The organism is Brevundimonas sp. AC546 (genome assembly GCF_979258305.1).
Genome location: NZ_OZ409849.1, coordinates 320,086 through 332,656, shown reverse-complemented (window position 1 = coordinate 332,656; position 12,571 = coordinate 320,086). Strand labels below are relative to the sequence as shown.

Below are 12,571 nucleotides of genomic sequence, written 5' to 3'. Positions count from 1 at the left end.
GTCCCGGCGCGAGGCTGGACATAAGGGCCGAACACCGCACACGCGGGCCGGCTTAGCTCAGTTGGTAGAGCGCCAGTTTTGTAAACTGGATGTCGCGGGTTCGATTCCTGCAGCCGGCACCATCTCTATGCGACCATCGGGGACATGGCCGACACAACCAACAAGCTGGGCCACAAGATCGGTGCGCGCGGTGGGAGAACCCGCCAGGCGATCCTCGACGCGACCCAACGCCTGTTGAACGAGCGGCATTATGGCGAAATTCGCGTCGCCGACCTGGCCTCGGCCGCCGGTGTGTCACCGTCGAATTTCTACACCTATTTCAAGACGGTCGAAGAGCCTGTTCTGGCGCTGTGCGAAGTTGCAGCCACCGATTTCCAGGGCCTGGCGGCGCATTTCCAGGCCGACTGGCCGGGCGACAAGGCTTTCGCCATCGCCCGCGCCTTCATCCTGGACGTAATGGCGATCTGGCGAAGCCACGGCCAGGTGCTACGGGTCGAGCATATGCTGGCGGACAATGGCGACGTGGCCTTCGTCGAGAGCCGGGTGCGCCGCCTGCGCCGCCTGCACCTGGCCATCGAACGCCGCGTGGCCCAGGCCCACGCCAGCGGCCTGCACCCCAAGGATTACAATCCGCGCCTGGCCTCCTACCAGATCGCCTCAATCGCGGAATCGACGGCGGCCAGTTTCGACCTGCTGCGCCGCGCCGACACGCCGGAAGCCATTCTGGACACGGCGGCCATCATCATCGTCAAGCTGACGACAGGGCGTTAGAGCCCCAGCGGGCCGTAGAGCCAGGTCAGCCAGGTCCCCACGGCCAGGAAGACGCCGAACGGCAACTTCTCCGTCGGGCTGACCGTGCGCCGCACCACCAGCATCCCGAACACCAGGCTGAGCCCCACGGCGCAGGCCCACAGCAACACGCTGGGCAGACCCATCCACCCGACCCAGGCCCCTGCCCCGGCGAACAGGAACGGGTCGCCCCCACCTAGCCCCTGCCGCTTGCGGACCGCCTGATAAAGCCAGCCCACCAGCCACAGGCCGCCGAACCCGACCACCGCCCCGATCAGATGCGACAGGGCCAGGTCCCAGCCGATGATCGCCGCCGCCGCCAATCCCGTCGCGACCAGAGGCCAGGTCAGGATGTCGGGCAGCCAGAAGTTCTCGCCGTCGATGATGGCGATCAGCAGCAACTGCCAGCCCAGGACTGCGGTCACCCCCGCCATCAGCCACGAGGCGCCGCTGAGACCCGCCCAGACGCCGATGGCCGCCGCGGCCAGCTCGATCAGCGGATAGCGTTGGGAAATGCGGGTCTGGCACCGTGCGCAACGGCCGCGCAGGGCCAGCCAGCTGAACAGCGGAACCAGCTCCCATGAGCGTAAAGGCTGGTCACAGCCCCGGCATCGCGAGCGGGCGACGACGATGTCCTCGTCACGCGGCAGGCGCACGCTGACGGCGGCGATGAAACTGCCGAAAATCAGGCCCAGCCCGCCCATGACGGCGGCGGCGATCACAAGGTGCATCAAGACGTCCAGATAGGAGCGAACCGCCTTGGCTTAGAGCATGATCGTTTCTTGAGGAACCGCTTCGCGGCTCCGACAGAAGCGTGAATCATGCTCTCGCATTAAGCAGGAGCCTGATTCACGGCATCGGCGAAATCGCGACGCGATTTCTCTTCAACCGATCAGGCTCCGCCGCCCCCGAGAGCCACCGCCACATGATAGGTCACCAGCGACGCCAGATAGGCCAGACCGAACATGTAGCCGATCATGATCCAGGTCCATTTCAGCGAGTTGGTCTCGCGCCGCACCACGCCCAGAGTGGCCACGCACTGGGGCGCGAAGATGTACCAGGCCAGGAAGGACAGCGCCGTCGCCAGCGACCAGTGCGAGGCCAGGGTCGTAGCCAGAAGTCCGGTCGCATTCTCGGCGTCCGCGATGGCGTAGGTGGTGCCCAGCGCCGCCACCGCGACCTCGCGCGCCGCCATGCCGGGGATCAGGGCGATGACCATCTGCCAGTTGAAGCCGATGGGAGCGAAGATCGGCTCCAGCGCCCGGCCCAACATGCCCGCGAACGAATAGTCGATGGCAGGCAGGGTCGCGTTCTCGGGCGGATATGGGAAGGTCGCCAGCACCCAAAGGATGATCACCGCCGGCAGGATGATCCGGCCGGCGCGATTCAGGAAGATCTTGGCCCGGAGCCACAGATTGAAGCCCACGCTCTTCAGGTCCGGCGTCTTGTAGGTCGGCAGCTCCATCATGAAGGGCTCGACCGCGCCGCGCCAGAACACCTTGCGGATTACGAGTGACACGAGAAGCGCGCTGACGATGCCGGCGGCGTAGAGGCCGAACATCACCAGCCCCTGCAGATTGGCGAAGCCCCAGACCGTTTCGTTGGGAATGAAGGCGGCGATGATCAGCGTATAGACCGGGATCCGCGCCGAGCAGGTCATCAAGGGCGCGACCAGAATGGTGGTCAGGCGGTCACGCTTGGAATCGATCACCCGCGCCGCCATCACGCCGGGAATGGCGCAGGCGAAGCTGGAGAGCAGCGGGATGAAGGCGCGGCCGTGCAGCCCCGCCCCGCCCATGATCTTGTCCATCAGGAAGGCCGCGCGGGCCATATAGCCGAAGTCTTCGAGCGCAATGATGAACAGGAACAGGATCAGAATCTGCGGCAGGAAGACCAGCACGCTGCCGACGCCGGAAATGATCCCGTCCACGATCAGGCTTTGCAACAGACCATCAGGCAAAACCGTCGCGACCAAACCGCCCAGCCAGCCGATGCCGGCCTCGATGCCGTCCATCAGGGGCGCGGCCCAGCTGAACACGGCCTGGAACATGACGAACAGCAGGGCCATCAGGATCAGCAGCCCGCCCACCGGATGCAGCAGGACGGCGTCGATCTTGCCGGTCAGGGTGTCGGGCCGCTCGGGCGGGCGGACACAGGCCTTCATGATCCGCTCGGCCTCGCGTGCGGCGGTGCGCAGTTCGGCGGCGTCCGGGCTATGCCATTGGCTTTCAGTCACGGCGGCGACGGCGGCCTGATCCTCGATGGCGACGATCAGATCGTCGATGCCGCGCTTGCGCGTGGCGACCGTTGTGATGATCGGCACGCCCAGTTCGGCGCCCAGCTTCTCAAGGTCGATCCGCAGGCCCTGACGCTGGGCGATGTCGTACATGTTCAGCGCCAGAACCATGGGCCGGCCGACGGCCTTCAGCTCCAGGATCAGGCGCAGGACCAGGCGCAGGTTGGTGGCGTCGGCGACGCAGACCACCACGTCGGGCGGCGTCTCTCCGGCCAGACGCCCCAGGACGGCGTCGCGCGTGACTTCCTCGTCCGGGCTGCGGGCGCGCAGGGAATAGGTGCCGGGCAGGTCCAGCACCGACATCGTGCGGCCCGAGGCGGCGCGGATCAGGCCTTCCTTGCGCTCCACCGTGACGCCGGCGTAGTTGGCGACCTTCTGATGGGCGCCTGTCAGGGCGTTGAACAGGGCCGTCTTGCCGCTGTTGGGATTGCCGACAAGCGCGACGCGGGCGGTCTTCAGGGCGATGTCCATCAGGCGGCGTCCAGCTTAATCGTCAGGCTCTCGGCCTCATGCCGACGCAGGGCCACGCGCATGTCGTCCACCTTCATGGCGATGGGGTCCTGGCCGAACAGGCCTTCGTGCAGCAGCTCGATCTGCGCGCCTTCAACGAAGCCCAGTTCGAGCAGGCGGCGTTCCAGCTCGACCGCCTCTCCCTGGTGATGACAATGGGCGCCCACCTGGACGATGACGCCGCGATCGCCGCGTCGGGCCTGGCTCAGCTTGATGGTATCGGTCAATTCTACGCTCGCACGGGCGAGGCCGCTCCCCGGCGGCTCCGCGTTTCTTTGACACTGATTATCAGGTGCGAGCCCCCCGCGTCCAGCAGGACAGCTTGACCAATTGCCGCGCCGACGCATTGCGCTATCACAGGCTGAACAGGAGCCGTCATGACCCGTTTCGCCCTCGCCGCCCCGCTTCTTCTGGTCCTCGCCGCCTGCGGCCAGGGCGAGCCGTCCTCGACGACACCGGCCAAGCCTGTTCACGTCCTGACGGAGACGGAGAAGGCGACCCTGCTGGCCTCCCTGCCCGCCCCCTACAACGCCGGCGATCTGGAAAATGGCCGTCGCGCCTTCGCGCGCTGCCGCTCGTGTCACACCATCGGCGAGGGCGGCGCGGACATGACAGGGCCGAACCTGCATGGCGTGTTTGGGCGCGAGGCCGGCGCGAGGCCGCGCTACAGCTATTCCAACGCCCTGCGGAATGCGAACTTCGTCTGGGACGCCGAAAAGCTGGATCACTGGCTGCAGAACCCGCGCGGCTTCCTGCCCGGCAACAAGATGACCTTCCCCGGCCTGCCCGACGCCACGGACCGTCGCGACGTCATCGCCTTCCTGAAGGTGGAGACGGGCTACAAGCCGGAGCCGGCGCCCGCCTCCTGATCCATCAGCCTTCCGGCAGTTCCTTGGGTCCGCCTTCGCGCATTTCCTGAGCTTCCCATTCCTCGATCTTGCGGGCGGTCCATTCCGGCGACTTGGTGAAGCGCGCCAGGACGCCATAGATCACCGGCACCACGAACAGGGTCAGGACGGTGGCGAAGATGGCGCCGGTGAAGATTACCACCCCGATCGTCTGACGGCTGCCGGCGCCTGCGCCTTGCCACAGCACCAGCGGCAGGGCGCCGAAGGCCGTCGCGATCGAGGTCATGATGATCGGCCGCAGACGCAGGGACGACAACTCGATAATCGCCTCCCGAATCGACCGGCCCTGGTCGCGCAGTTGGTTGGCGAACTCGACGATCAGAATGCCGTTCTTGGCCGCCACCCCGATCAGGATGATCAGGCCGATCTGGCTGTAGATGTTCAGGCTGGACCCCGCCATTAACAGGCCGAAAAGGCCGCCCGCCGCCGCCAGCGGCACCGTCAGCATGATGACCGCCGGCGTGATCCAGCTTTCGAACTGGGCCGCCAGCACCAGGAAGACCAGCAGCAAAGCGAGGCCGAAGGCCGCCAGAACCGCCCCGCCGGCTTCCTGCTGATCGCGCGCCGCCCCGCCCCACTGGGTCACGACAGTCCCTTGCGGCTGTTTGGCCGCCTCGGCGCTGAGGAACTGGATCGCGTCGTCGATGGTCGTGCCGGGGTTCAGGTCGGCTTGCAGCGAGATCGACCGCTGGCGATCCAGCCGGCGACGGTCCGGCGTGTCGCCGGTGGTCTTGGTCGTGACCACCGCCGAAAGCGGCACCAGCTGCCCGCCGCCGGTCGCGACGTACAGGGCCTCCAGGTCCGAGACCTCGCGCCGGTTGTCGCGCTCGGTCTGCAGGATGACGTCATATTCCTGGCCGCCCTTGATGTAGGTCGTGGCGCGGCGGGATCCGAACATGGTCTCCAGCGTGCGGCCGATGGACTGGGACGACACGCCCAGCGCCGCCGCCTTCTGCGGATCGACATCGACCAGCAGGCGCGGCGAGTTCGGCTCATAGTTCAGGCGCGGCCGCGAGAAACCGGGATTGGCCTGGGCCGCCGTCAGCATGGGCTGAAGCCAGGCGTAGATCTGTTGGTAGTCGCTGCCCGTTGCGATCAGTTCGATGGAGTTGGAGTTGCCGCCCCCGCGCTGGAAGGCGCCGGGGGTCGAGGCGTTGACCTGGGCGTCCGTCTGCCCGCGCAGCTTGCCGTTCAACTCCTGCGCGATCTCGGCGGCCGTGCGGTCGCGCTTGGACCAGTCGGCCAAGGTCAGGACCGCATTGCCTGAGTTGAAGCTGCCTCCGCCGAAACCGGGCGCCGAGATGAGGTAGGAATCCGTCTCGCCGCTGGCCTTGTATTCGGCCAGCAGGGGCTCCAGCCCCAGCATGATCTTGCGCGTGTAGTCGAAGCCCGCGCCCTCGGGTCCGGCGACGCGCACCGTCACCCGGCCGCGATCCTCGTCCGGCACCAGTTCGTTGGGCAGGGTCAGGAAGATGCCCCCTGCGCCGGCGGCGACCAGCAGGATCAGGGCGCCGACGCCGATCACGGCGATGCGGCGGCCCAGCATCATGTCCAGCGACCGCGCATAGGAGCGTTTCAGCCGATCCATGCCCCAGTCCACCCGGCGCGCGACCCAGCCGCCGGTGTGCGCGGGCTTCAGGATTTTCGACGCCAGCATCGGCGACAGGCTCAGCGCCAGGAAGGCCGAGAAGGCCACGGCCGCTGCGATCGCCGCCGCCAGTTCGACGAACAGACGCCCGACATAGCCCGGCAGGAACAGCAGCGGCGCGAACACCGACAGCAGGACGATGGTCGTCGCCACGACGGCGAAGAAGACCTGACGCGCACCGCGTTCCGCCGCGACCAGGGGTGGCTCGCCCAAGTCCAGACGGCGCTGGATGTTCTCGACCACGACGATGGCGTCATCCACCACCAGGCCGATGGCCAGCACGAGAGCCAGCAAGGTCAGAAGGTTCAGCGAAAAGCCCAACGGCGCCAGGACGATGAAGGTCGCCAACAGGCAGATGGGCGCCACGATGGACGGGATCAGCGCCGCTCGCAGACTGCCCAGGAAGATGAAGTTGACCAGGGCCACCAGGGCCATGGAGATGCCGATGGTGATCCAGACCTCGTCGATGGCGTGCGAGGTGAAGACCGAGTTGTCCGAACCTATCTCGATGGTCACGCCCGGCGGCAGGGTCGGCCGGATCTGTTCGATCATCTCGTGGACGCCGTCGGAGATCGCCAGGTCGTTCGATTGGGCCTGACGGGTCACGGCCAGACCGATTTGATCCATGCCGTTGCCGCGGAACAGGCGACGATCTTCCTCCGGCGCCTCCTCCACACGGGCGATGTCGCCCAGACGAGTCACATAGGTCGGCTGGCCCTGGATGATGGCTGACGAGCCACTGCCCGTCCCGGTGGCGACCGACGCCGAGGCCGAGGCCGAACCGCGCGTGCCGATGGGCAGTTGGCGGAAGTCGTCGGGCCGGGCGTAGGTGCGGGCCACGCGGACGGTATAGTCCTTGTCCGTCGATTCCAGCGAACCGGCGGGCAGTTCGACGTTCTGGTTGGTCAGGGCCGTCTCGACGTCGTTGACCGTCAGCCCGCGCGCGGCCATGGCGGCGGAATCCAGCCAGACCCGCATAGAATAGCGCTGCTCGCCATAGATGTTGACCTGGGCCACGCCCGGAACCGTCGCCATCCGGTCGATCAGATAGCGGTCGGCATAGTCCGTCAGTTGCAGACGGTTCATGCTGGTCGAGCGCAGGAAGACGATGATGATCGGCTGGCTGTCGGAATCGGCCTTGGCCACTTCGGGCGGATCGGCCTGGTCCGGCAGGCGGCCGACCACGCGGCTGACGCGGTCGCGCACGTCGTTGGCGGCGTCGTCGATGTTGCGGTCCAGCGAGAACTCGATGTTCACGTTGGAACGGCCGTCGCGGCTGGTCGAGTTGATGCGCTCGACGCCCTGGATGCCGGCGATCTGCTGTTCGACCGGCTCGGTGATCCGGCTTTCGATCACCTCAGCCGAGGCCCCGGCATAGGTGGTGTTGACCGAGACGATGGGTGGATCGACGTCCGGCAGTTCGCGAACGGGCAGGAAGAAGAAGGCCGCCGCGCCGATCACGCACAGCACGATGGCGGCGACGGCCGCGAAGACGGGCCGCCGGACAGAAACGTCGGACAGCATCATTGGGCGGCGCCCGACTTGCGGTCGGCAGCCGACTTGCGATCTGCACCCGCGACGCTGACCGGCGCGCCCGGCTGGATGCGGTTCAGGCCCGAGCCGACGATGCGGTCGCCCGCCTCGATGCCCGACAGGATTTCCACGAAGCCGTTCTCGACCACGCCGGTCTCGACCTCGACCCGCTGGGCGGTCGAGCCGTTCTGGCCGGGCGCGATACGATAGACGAAGGCGCCAGCGCCCTCATATTGCACGGCCGATTCCGGGGCTGCCGCCGCCTGACGCTGACCCTGCTGGACCACGACCCGCAGCAGCATTCCGGGCCGGATGCGACCGCCGGGATTGGGGAACTCGGCGCGGGCCGTGGCGGCGCGGGTCGCTTCGTCGACGCGGGTGTCGATCAGGGCGATCCGGCCCTGGAAGGGTTCATCGCCATAGGCGTCCGCCGTCGCCGTCAACTGGGCGCCGGGCTGCAGCAGGTTCAGATACCGCTCGGGCAGCGGGAAATCGACGCGGATGGTCGCGGTGTCATCCAGCGTTGTGATCACGGCGCCCGGATTGATAAGCGTTCCGGCCGTCACCGTCGTCAGCCCCACGCGGCCGGCGAACGGTGCGCGGATCAGACGGTCGCCACGACGCGCCTGCGCCGCCTGCAGCGAAGCCTGGGCTGTTTCGAGGCCCGTCTCGGCCTGTTCCAGCAACACCTGAGGCGCAATGCCACGATCGGCCAGCACTTTGTAACGATCATATTCGCGCTGGGCCTGATTGACGTTGGCGCGAGCCTCGATGATGGCGGCGTCTTCCTCACGCGCCTGAAGCTCGACCAGCGGCGCGCCGGCGGACACCAACTGGCCGTCGGTGAACAGGACGCGCGTGATCAGTTCGGTGGTCGAGGAGGTGATGTTGACCGACCGCTGGCCTCTCGCCACGCCCAGCACCCGGATCTGATCCGAAAACTGACGCTGGGCGACCACGGCTTCCGACACCTGCTGGCCGCCACGTCGCCCGCCGCCGGGCGCCGGCGCCGCCTTGTCGTCTCCCATGGAGATTTTCACGATGGCGGCGATGACCATCAGCCCCAGCAGAACGGCTGCGGCGATGATGAAGAAGTGACGTTTGATCACGCAGGAGTCTCTCGGTCAGGGGGACGCCGCATGCATTAGCGAGTAATGAAGTGCGCGCAACGTTACGGATCAGTAACGCGGCAGATCACACTTTCCGTCGCGAGAATCTGCGTCAAAAACGACGCCAGATGGCCAAAACCGGTCCACGGGCGATGGCCGCCTCGCGCCCTGCGACGGTTTGCCTCCATCCGGCCTGCACGCTCCACTCGCCAAAGTCGCGCACGACCGAGGCCTCCAGCGACAACCAGCGCGACCCGCCGTCCGCCGCCCCGCCGAACGCCTGGCCCAACACCATCCAGTCGCGACCGATGCGGGCGCCCGCCGTGGCGTCGATGCGGGTCTCGTCCGGCAGGCCATCACGCAGGCGCCGCGCGGCCTGAAGCTCGACGAACGAACCCTCCATGCCCCAGCGCGCGCCCATATCGCCCAGGGATCGGCCGACCGAAACCCGCGCCTCCCAGTCGTGTTCGCCGACGCCCGGCGGGGCATAGCCGGCGTTTCGCCCCTCCCCGGCCCAGGTGTAGCCGCCATACAGGCTGACGGCGTTGCGGTCGTCGCGCCATACCTGCCAGGTCGCGCCGACCTCGATGGGACCGCGCCCTTCATAATCGACGAAGGCGTCCTCGCCGTCCTGCCAGTCGGCCTTCAACTGCAGGGTCAGACGATCCGACGCGCCATATTCGGCGAACAGGCCCAGCGCCGCGTCGCGCCGTTCGCCCGGCAGGTCGCGCTCTTCGCCAGAGGCGTCGAAACCGGCATCGGCGCTCAGTCGCTCATATTTGACGATCGCCTGTCCCTTGCCCTTGGGCTGGGTCCAGGCGCCGGCGAAGGCCTGGGCGGGCGCCAGCGCACTTAGCGCCAGCACCGCCCCAGCCCCGGCGAGACCTAGGCGTCGTAACCCGGCGACTTGCGATCCAGCTGACGCAGGGCGCCCGGCCAGGCCAGGGCCGAGATGAAGCCGATGCCCCGCCCCTGTTCCCTGGTTTCCGCCTGCGCCTCGTCGGGGGCCAGCAGGATGTGCTGACGCCCGCCCGACAGGGCCGCCACCTGCTGTGCGCAGGCCCTCTCCAGAAAGAAGATGCCAATCCATGCCTGAGCCGCCGTTTCCCCGACCGCCAGCGTGCCGTGGTTTCGCAGCAGCATCAGCGGTTTGTCCCCCAGGTCGGCCACCAGACGTTCGCGTTCGTCATGGTTCAGGGCCAACCCCTCGTACCCATGATACGCAACCTGATACTGTAGTAAACACGCGTTCTGGCTGATCGGCAGCAAACCTTCCGCCTGGGCCGCCACGCCGACGCCGTTCACCGTGTGCAGGTGGATGACGAATTTGGCGTCGTCGCGCGCGGCGTGGACGGCCGAATGGATGGTGAAGCCCGCCGGATTGATGAAGTTGGTCGTGTCCTGGACGATATTCCCCTCCAGATCGACCTTCACCAGCGACGAGGCCGTGATCTCGTCGAAATAGAAGCCGTACGGGTTGATCAGGAAATGATGCTCCGGCCCCGGCACGCGCGCCGAGATATGGGTGAAGATCATGTCGTCCCAGCCGTGCAGCGCCACCAGCCGATACAGGGCCGCCAGTTCTACGCGGACCTGCCATTCGGCCTCGGACACGCGCGATTTGATCGAAGGGCTTGTTCCGTCCGCCATAGTTTCCTCCTGCCTCTGAATGGGCTTTGGGAAACCGTCCCCCTGAGTGGGCGCGCCGTCAACCCGCCTTGACCAAGGTTGACGCCACGTCACAAGCGTCCGTCAGGTTTGCTTAACGCCCTCTTCACGACCCCACCTTATGGTTAAGCATCGTCGTCGGTTCGGGAAGCCGCTGTGTCTGTCGTTCAATTGGAGCCGCCCCGCGACGCTTGGGACGACCGGACCGTTTCCCAACTTCTGACCCTCGCGCAAAGCCGCTCGGCGGAAGACCGCCAGCGTCTGCTGTTGAAAGTGACCTCCCTTTGTGAGGCGACGCGGCCGCCCGCCGAGGTCGGTCCGCTGCTCAGCGACATCTTCCTGACCCTGGCGGCCCAGGCCGAGCGGGATATCCGACTGGCCCTGTCCGAGCGTATCGCCGGCGTCGACTGGGCGCCGCCCGCCCTGATCAACATGCTGGCGCTGGACGAGATCGAGATCGCCCGGCCGGTCATCACCTCCAGCCCGCTGTTGAAGGACGCCGACCTGATCCGCCTGCTGATCGAGGCGACGCTGGAGCATCAGATCGCGGTGGCTCGACGGCCCCAACTGCCTCGGCCAGTGGCGGACACCATCATCGACCGGGGCGAGGCCGTGACCATGACGGCCCTGGCGTCGAACCGTTCGGCGGACATCAGCGAAGAGGCCATGCGCAAGCTGGTGGAGCATTCCCGCCGCATCGCCGGTCTGCGCGCCCCGCTGACGCGTCATCCCCGGCTGAACGAACAACTGGCCCAACAGCTTTATCAATGGGTCGGTCAGGCCTTGCGTCAGTCGATCGGCGAACGGTTCCGCATCGACGACGCCCAGTTGAACGCCGCCGTGCAGCAGGCCGCCGCAAAGGCCGTGGGCAGCCCGGAGTGGCGAACGGCGCCGACCACCAAGCTGGCCGAAGATCGTGAACGCTCCGATATGGAACGCCGCCTGGTGGACAAGCTGAGGGCCGCCGGTCAGTTGCGGCCCGGTCTGCTTATCCGCGCCCTGCGGGAACAGCGATTCGAACTGTTCGAACAGGCGCTCGCGGCTTTGGGCGGGTTCAGCGACGCCCAGGTGCATCACGCCGTGCGCGCGCCGACCGCCGAACCCCTCTATCTGGCCTGTATCGCCGTGGGTGTGGACAAGGCCGTCTTCGCCTCTCTGTTGGTCGAGGTGCGAAAGTTGTCGGGCGGCATGCCTGGCGACGGCGGCTGGACGGCGACGCCGATGAACGCCCATTCCGCCTCGCGCGCCTTCCGTCAGATGATGGAAAAGCCCACGATCGTTTGACTTCGCCGTCAAGCTCGGTTCACGTCGCGCCGTGACCCAGACCAGTCCCTCCCCTACCCCTACGCTGGCCTTCATCGCCAGCGACCGGCCGGAAGCCCAGGCGGCGCGCAAGGCGCTGATCGCCCGCTATGGCGCGGTATCGGAAGCCGAGGCCGACGTCATCGTGGCCCTGGGCGGCGACGGCCAGATGTTGGAGACGCTGCACGGCAACCTGCGCCAACGCACGCCCGTCTATGGGATGAACCGCGGCTCGGTCGGCTTCCTGATGAACGACTACGAGGAAGAGGGTCTGCTGGAGCGGATCGCCGCCGCCGAACGCACCGTCATCCACCCCCTGCAGATGGATGCCTGGACCGAGAGCGGCGAGGTCCATACCGGCCTGGCCATCAACGAGGTCTCGCTGCTGCGCCAGACGCGCCAGACCGCGAAGCTGCGGATCACGGTCGATGAGCGCGTGCGGCTTGAGGAACTGTCGTGCGACGGCTGTCTGGTGGCGACGCCGGCGGGATCGACCGCCTATAACCTGTCGGCGCACGGCCCGATCATTCCCCTGGACGCCCGCATCCTGGCCCTGACGCCGATCAGCGCGTTTCGGCCGCGGCGCTGGCGCGGCGCCCTGTTGTCGCACGGCGCAAAGGTGCGGTTCGAGGTGCTGGAGGCCGACAAACGCCCTGTCTCCGCCACCGCCGACAACTTCGAGGTTCGACGCGTCGCCCGCGTCGAGGTGCGCGAACGTCGCGATCTCACCCTGACCATGCTGTTCGACGCCGGACGCTCGTTCGACGAACGCGTGATGGCCGAACAGTTCGCCAACTGATCCGGTCAC

At 67.1% G+C, this 12,571-nt stretch carries 11 protein-coding genes and 1 tRNA gene; 5 read left to right on the top strand and 7 right to left on the bottom strand.

The annotated features are described in order from the left end of the window. Nucleotides 1-46 precede the first annotated feature (46 nt). Together ACZZZD_RS01680 and ACZZZD_RS01675 are read left to right on the top strand one after the other, a co-directional pair. Nucleotides 47-122 (top strand) — tRNA-Thr (locus tag ACZZZD_RS01680). A gap of 22 nt (nt 123-144) precedes the next feature. After that, nucleotides 145-771 (top strand): TetR/AcrR family transcriptional regulator, encoded by a 627-nt coding sequence (locus ACZZZD_RS01675; RefSeq protein WP_346497511.1) that lies wholly within the window; start codon nt 145-147, stop codon nt 769-771. On the opposite strand, the gene ACZZZD_RS01670 is transcribed toward ACZZZD_RS01675, so the two are convergent. The 3 genes from ACZZZD_RS01670 to ACZZZD_RS01660 all read right to left on the bottom strand — a co-directional run bounded on the left by ACZZZD_RS01670 (nt 768) and on the right by ACZZZD_RS01660 (nt 3,822). Next, nucleotides 768-1,520 carry a prepilin peptidase gene (locus tag ACZZZD_RS01670; protein WP_463432058.1) on the bottom strand — a complete coding sequence of 251 codons (753 nt, stop codon included), beginning with the start codon at nt 1,518-1,520 and terminating at the stop codon, nt 768-770. The two genes, ACZZZD_RS01675 and ACZZZD_RS01670, sit on opposite strands and share 4 nt — an antisense overlap. Before the next feature lie 161 nt (nt 1,521-1,681). After that, a complete protein-coding gene (feoB, locus tag ACZZZD_RS01665; protein WP_463432056.1) occupies nt 1,682-3,556 on the bottom strand; it encodes a ferrous iron transporter B in 1,875 nt (624 codons plus the stop codon). Next, nucleotides 3,556-3,822, bottom strand: a complete 267-nt coding sequence (locus ACZZZD_RS01660; RefSeq protein WP_463432054.1) for a FeoA family protein — start codon at nt 3,820-3,822, stop codon at nt 3,556-3,558. The genes feoB and ACZZZD_RS01660 overlap by 1 nt, the downstream gene beginning before the upstream one ends. A 150-nt stretch (nt 3,823-3,972) precedes the next feature. On the opposite strand from ACZZZD_RS01660, the gene ACZZZD_RS01655 reads away from it, so the two are divergent. Continuing rightward, the gene (locus ACZZZD_RS01655; protein WP_463432052.1) at nt 3,973-4,464 is read left to right on the top strand and encodes a c-type cytochrome; all 492 of its coding nucleotides are present in this window, start codon (nt 3,973-3,975) and stop codon (nt 4,462-4,464) included. A gap of 4 nt (nt 4,465-4,468) precedes the next feature. Here the strand turns inward: ACZZZD_RS01655 and ACZZZD_RS01650 are convergent, their stop codons facing one another. The 4 genes from ACZZZD_RS01650 to ACZZZD_RS01635 form a co-directional block, all read right to left on the bottom strand. After that, on the bottom strand, nt 4,469-7,675 hold the full coding sequence (locus tag ACZZZD_RS01650; protein WP_463436055.1) for an efflux RND transporter permease subunit: 3,207 nt from the start codon (nt 7,673-7,675) through the stop codon (nt 4,469-4,471). Beyond that, complete coding sequence (locus tag ACZZZD_RS01645) at nt 7,675-8,793, bottom strand: efflux RND transporter periplasmic adaptor subunit (RefSeq protein ID WP_463432050.1); 1,119 nt, start codon at nt 8,791-8,793, stop codon at nt 7,675-7,677. The genes ACZZZD_RS01650 and ACZZZD_RS01645 overlap by 1 nt, the downstream gene beginning before the upstream one ends. 112 nt (nt 8,794-8,905) lie before the next feature. Then, complete coding sequence (locus tag ACZZZD_RS01640) at nt 8,906-9,658, bottom strand: hypothetical protein (protein WP_463432048.1); 753 nt, start codon at nt 9,656-9,658, stop codon at nt 8,906-8,908. 20 nt (nt 9,659-9,678) lie between these two features. Continuing rightward, the gene (locus tag ACZZZD_RS01635; protein ID WP_463432046.1) at nt 9,679-10,443 is read right to left on the bottom strand and encodes a class II aldolase/adducin family protein; all 765 of its coding nucleotides are present in this window, start codon (nt 10,441-10,443) and stop codon (nt 9,679-9,681) included. 174 nt (nt 10,444-10,617) lie between these two features. Between ACZZZD_RS01635 and ACZZZD_RS01630 the strand changes: the two genes are divergently transcribed. Both ACZZZD_RS01630 and ACZZZD_RS01625 read left to right on the top strand, forming a co-directional pair. Beyond that, complete coding sequence (locus tag ACZZZD_RS01630; RefSeq protein WP_463432044.1) at nt 10,618-11,745, top strand: DUF2336 domain-containing protein; 1,128 nt, start codon at nt 10,618-10,620, stop codon at nt 11,743-11,745. A 31-nt stretch (nt 11,746-11,776) separates the two neighbouring features. Further along, on the top strand, nt 11,777-12,562 hold the full coding sequence (locus ACZZZD_RS01625) for an NAD kinase (protein ID WP_463432042.1): 786 nt from the start codon (nt 11,777-11,779) through the stop codon (nt 12,560-12,562). Nucleotides 12,563-12,571: the final 9 nt, after the last annotated feature.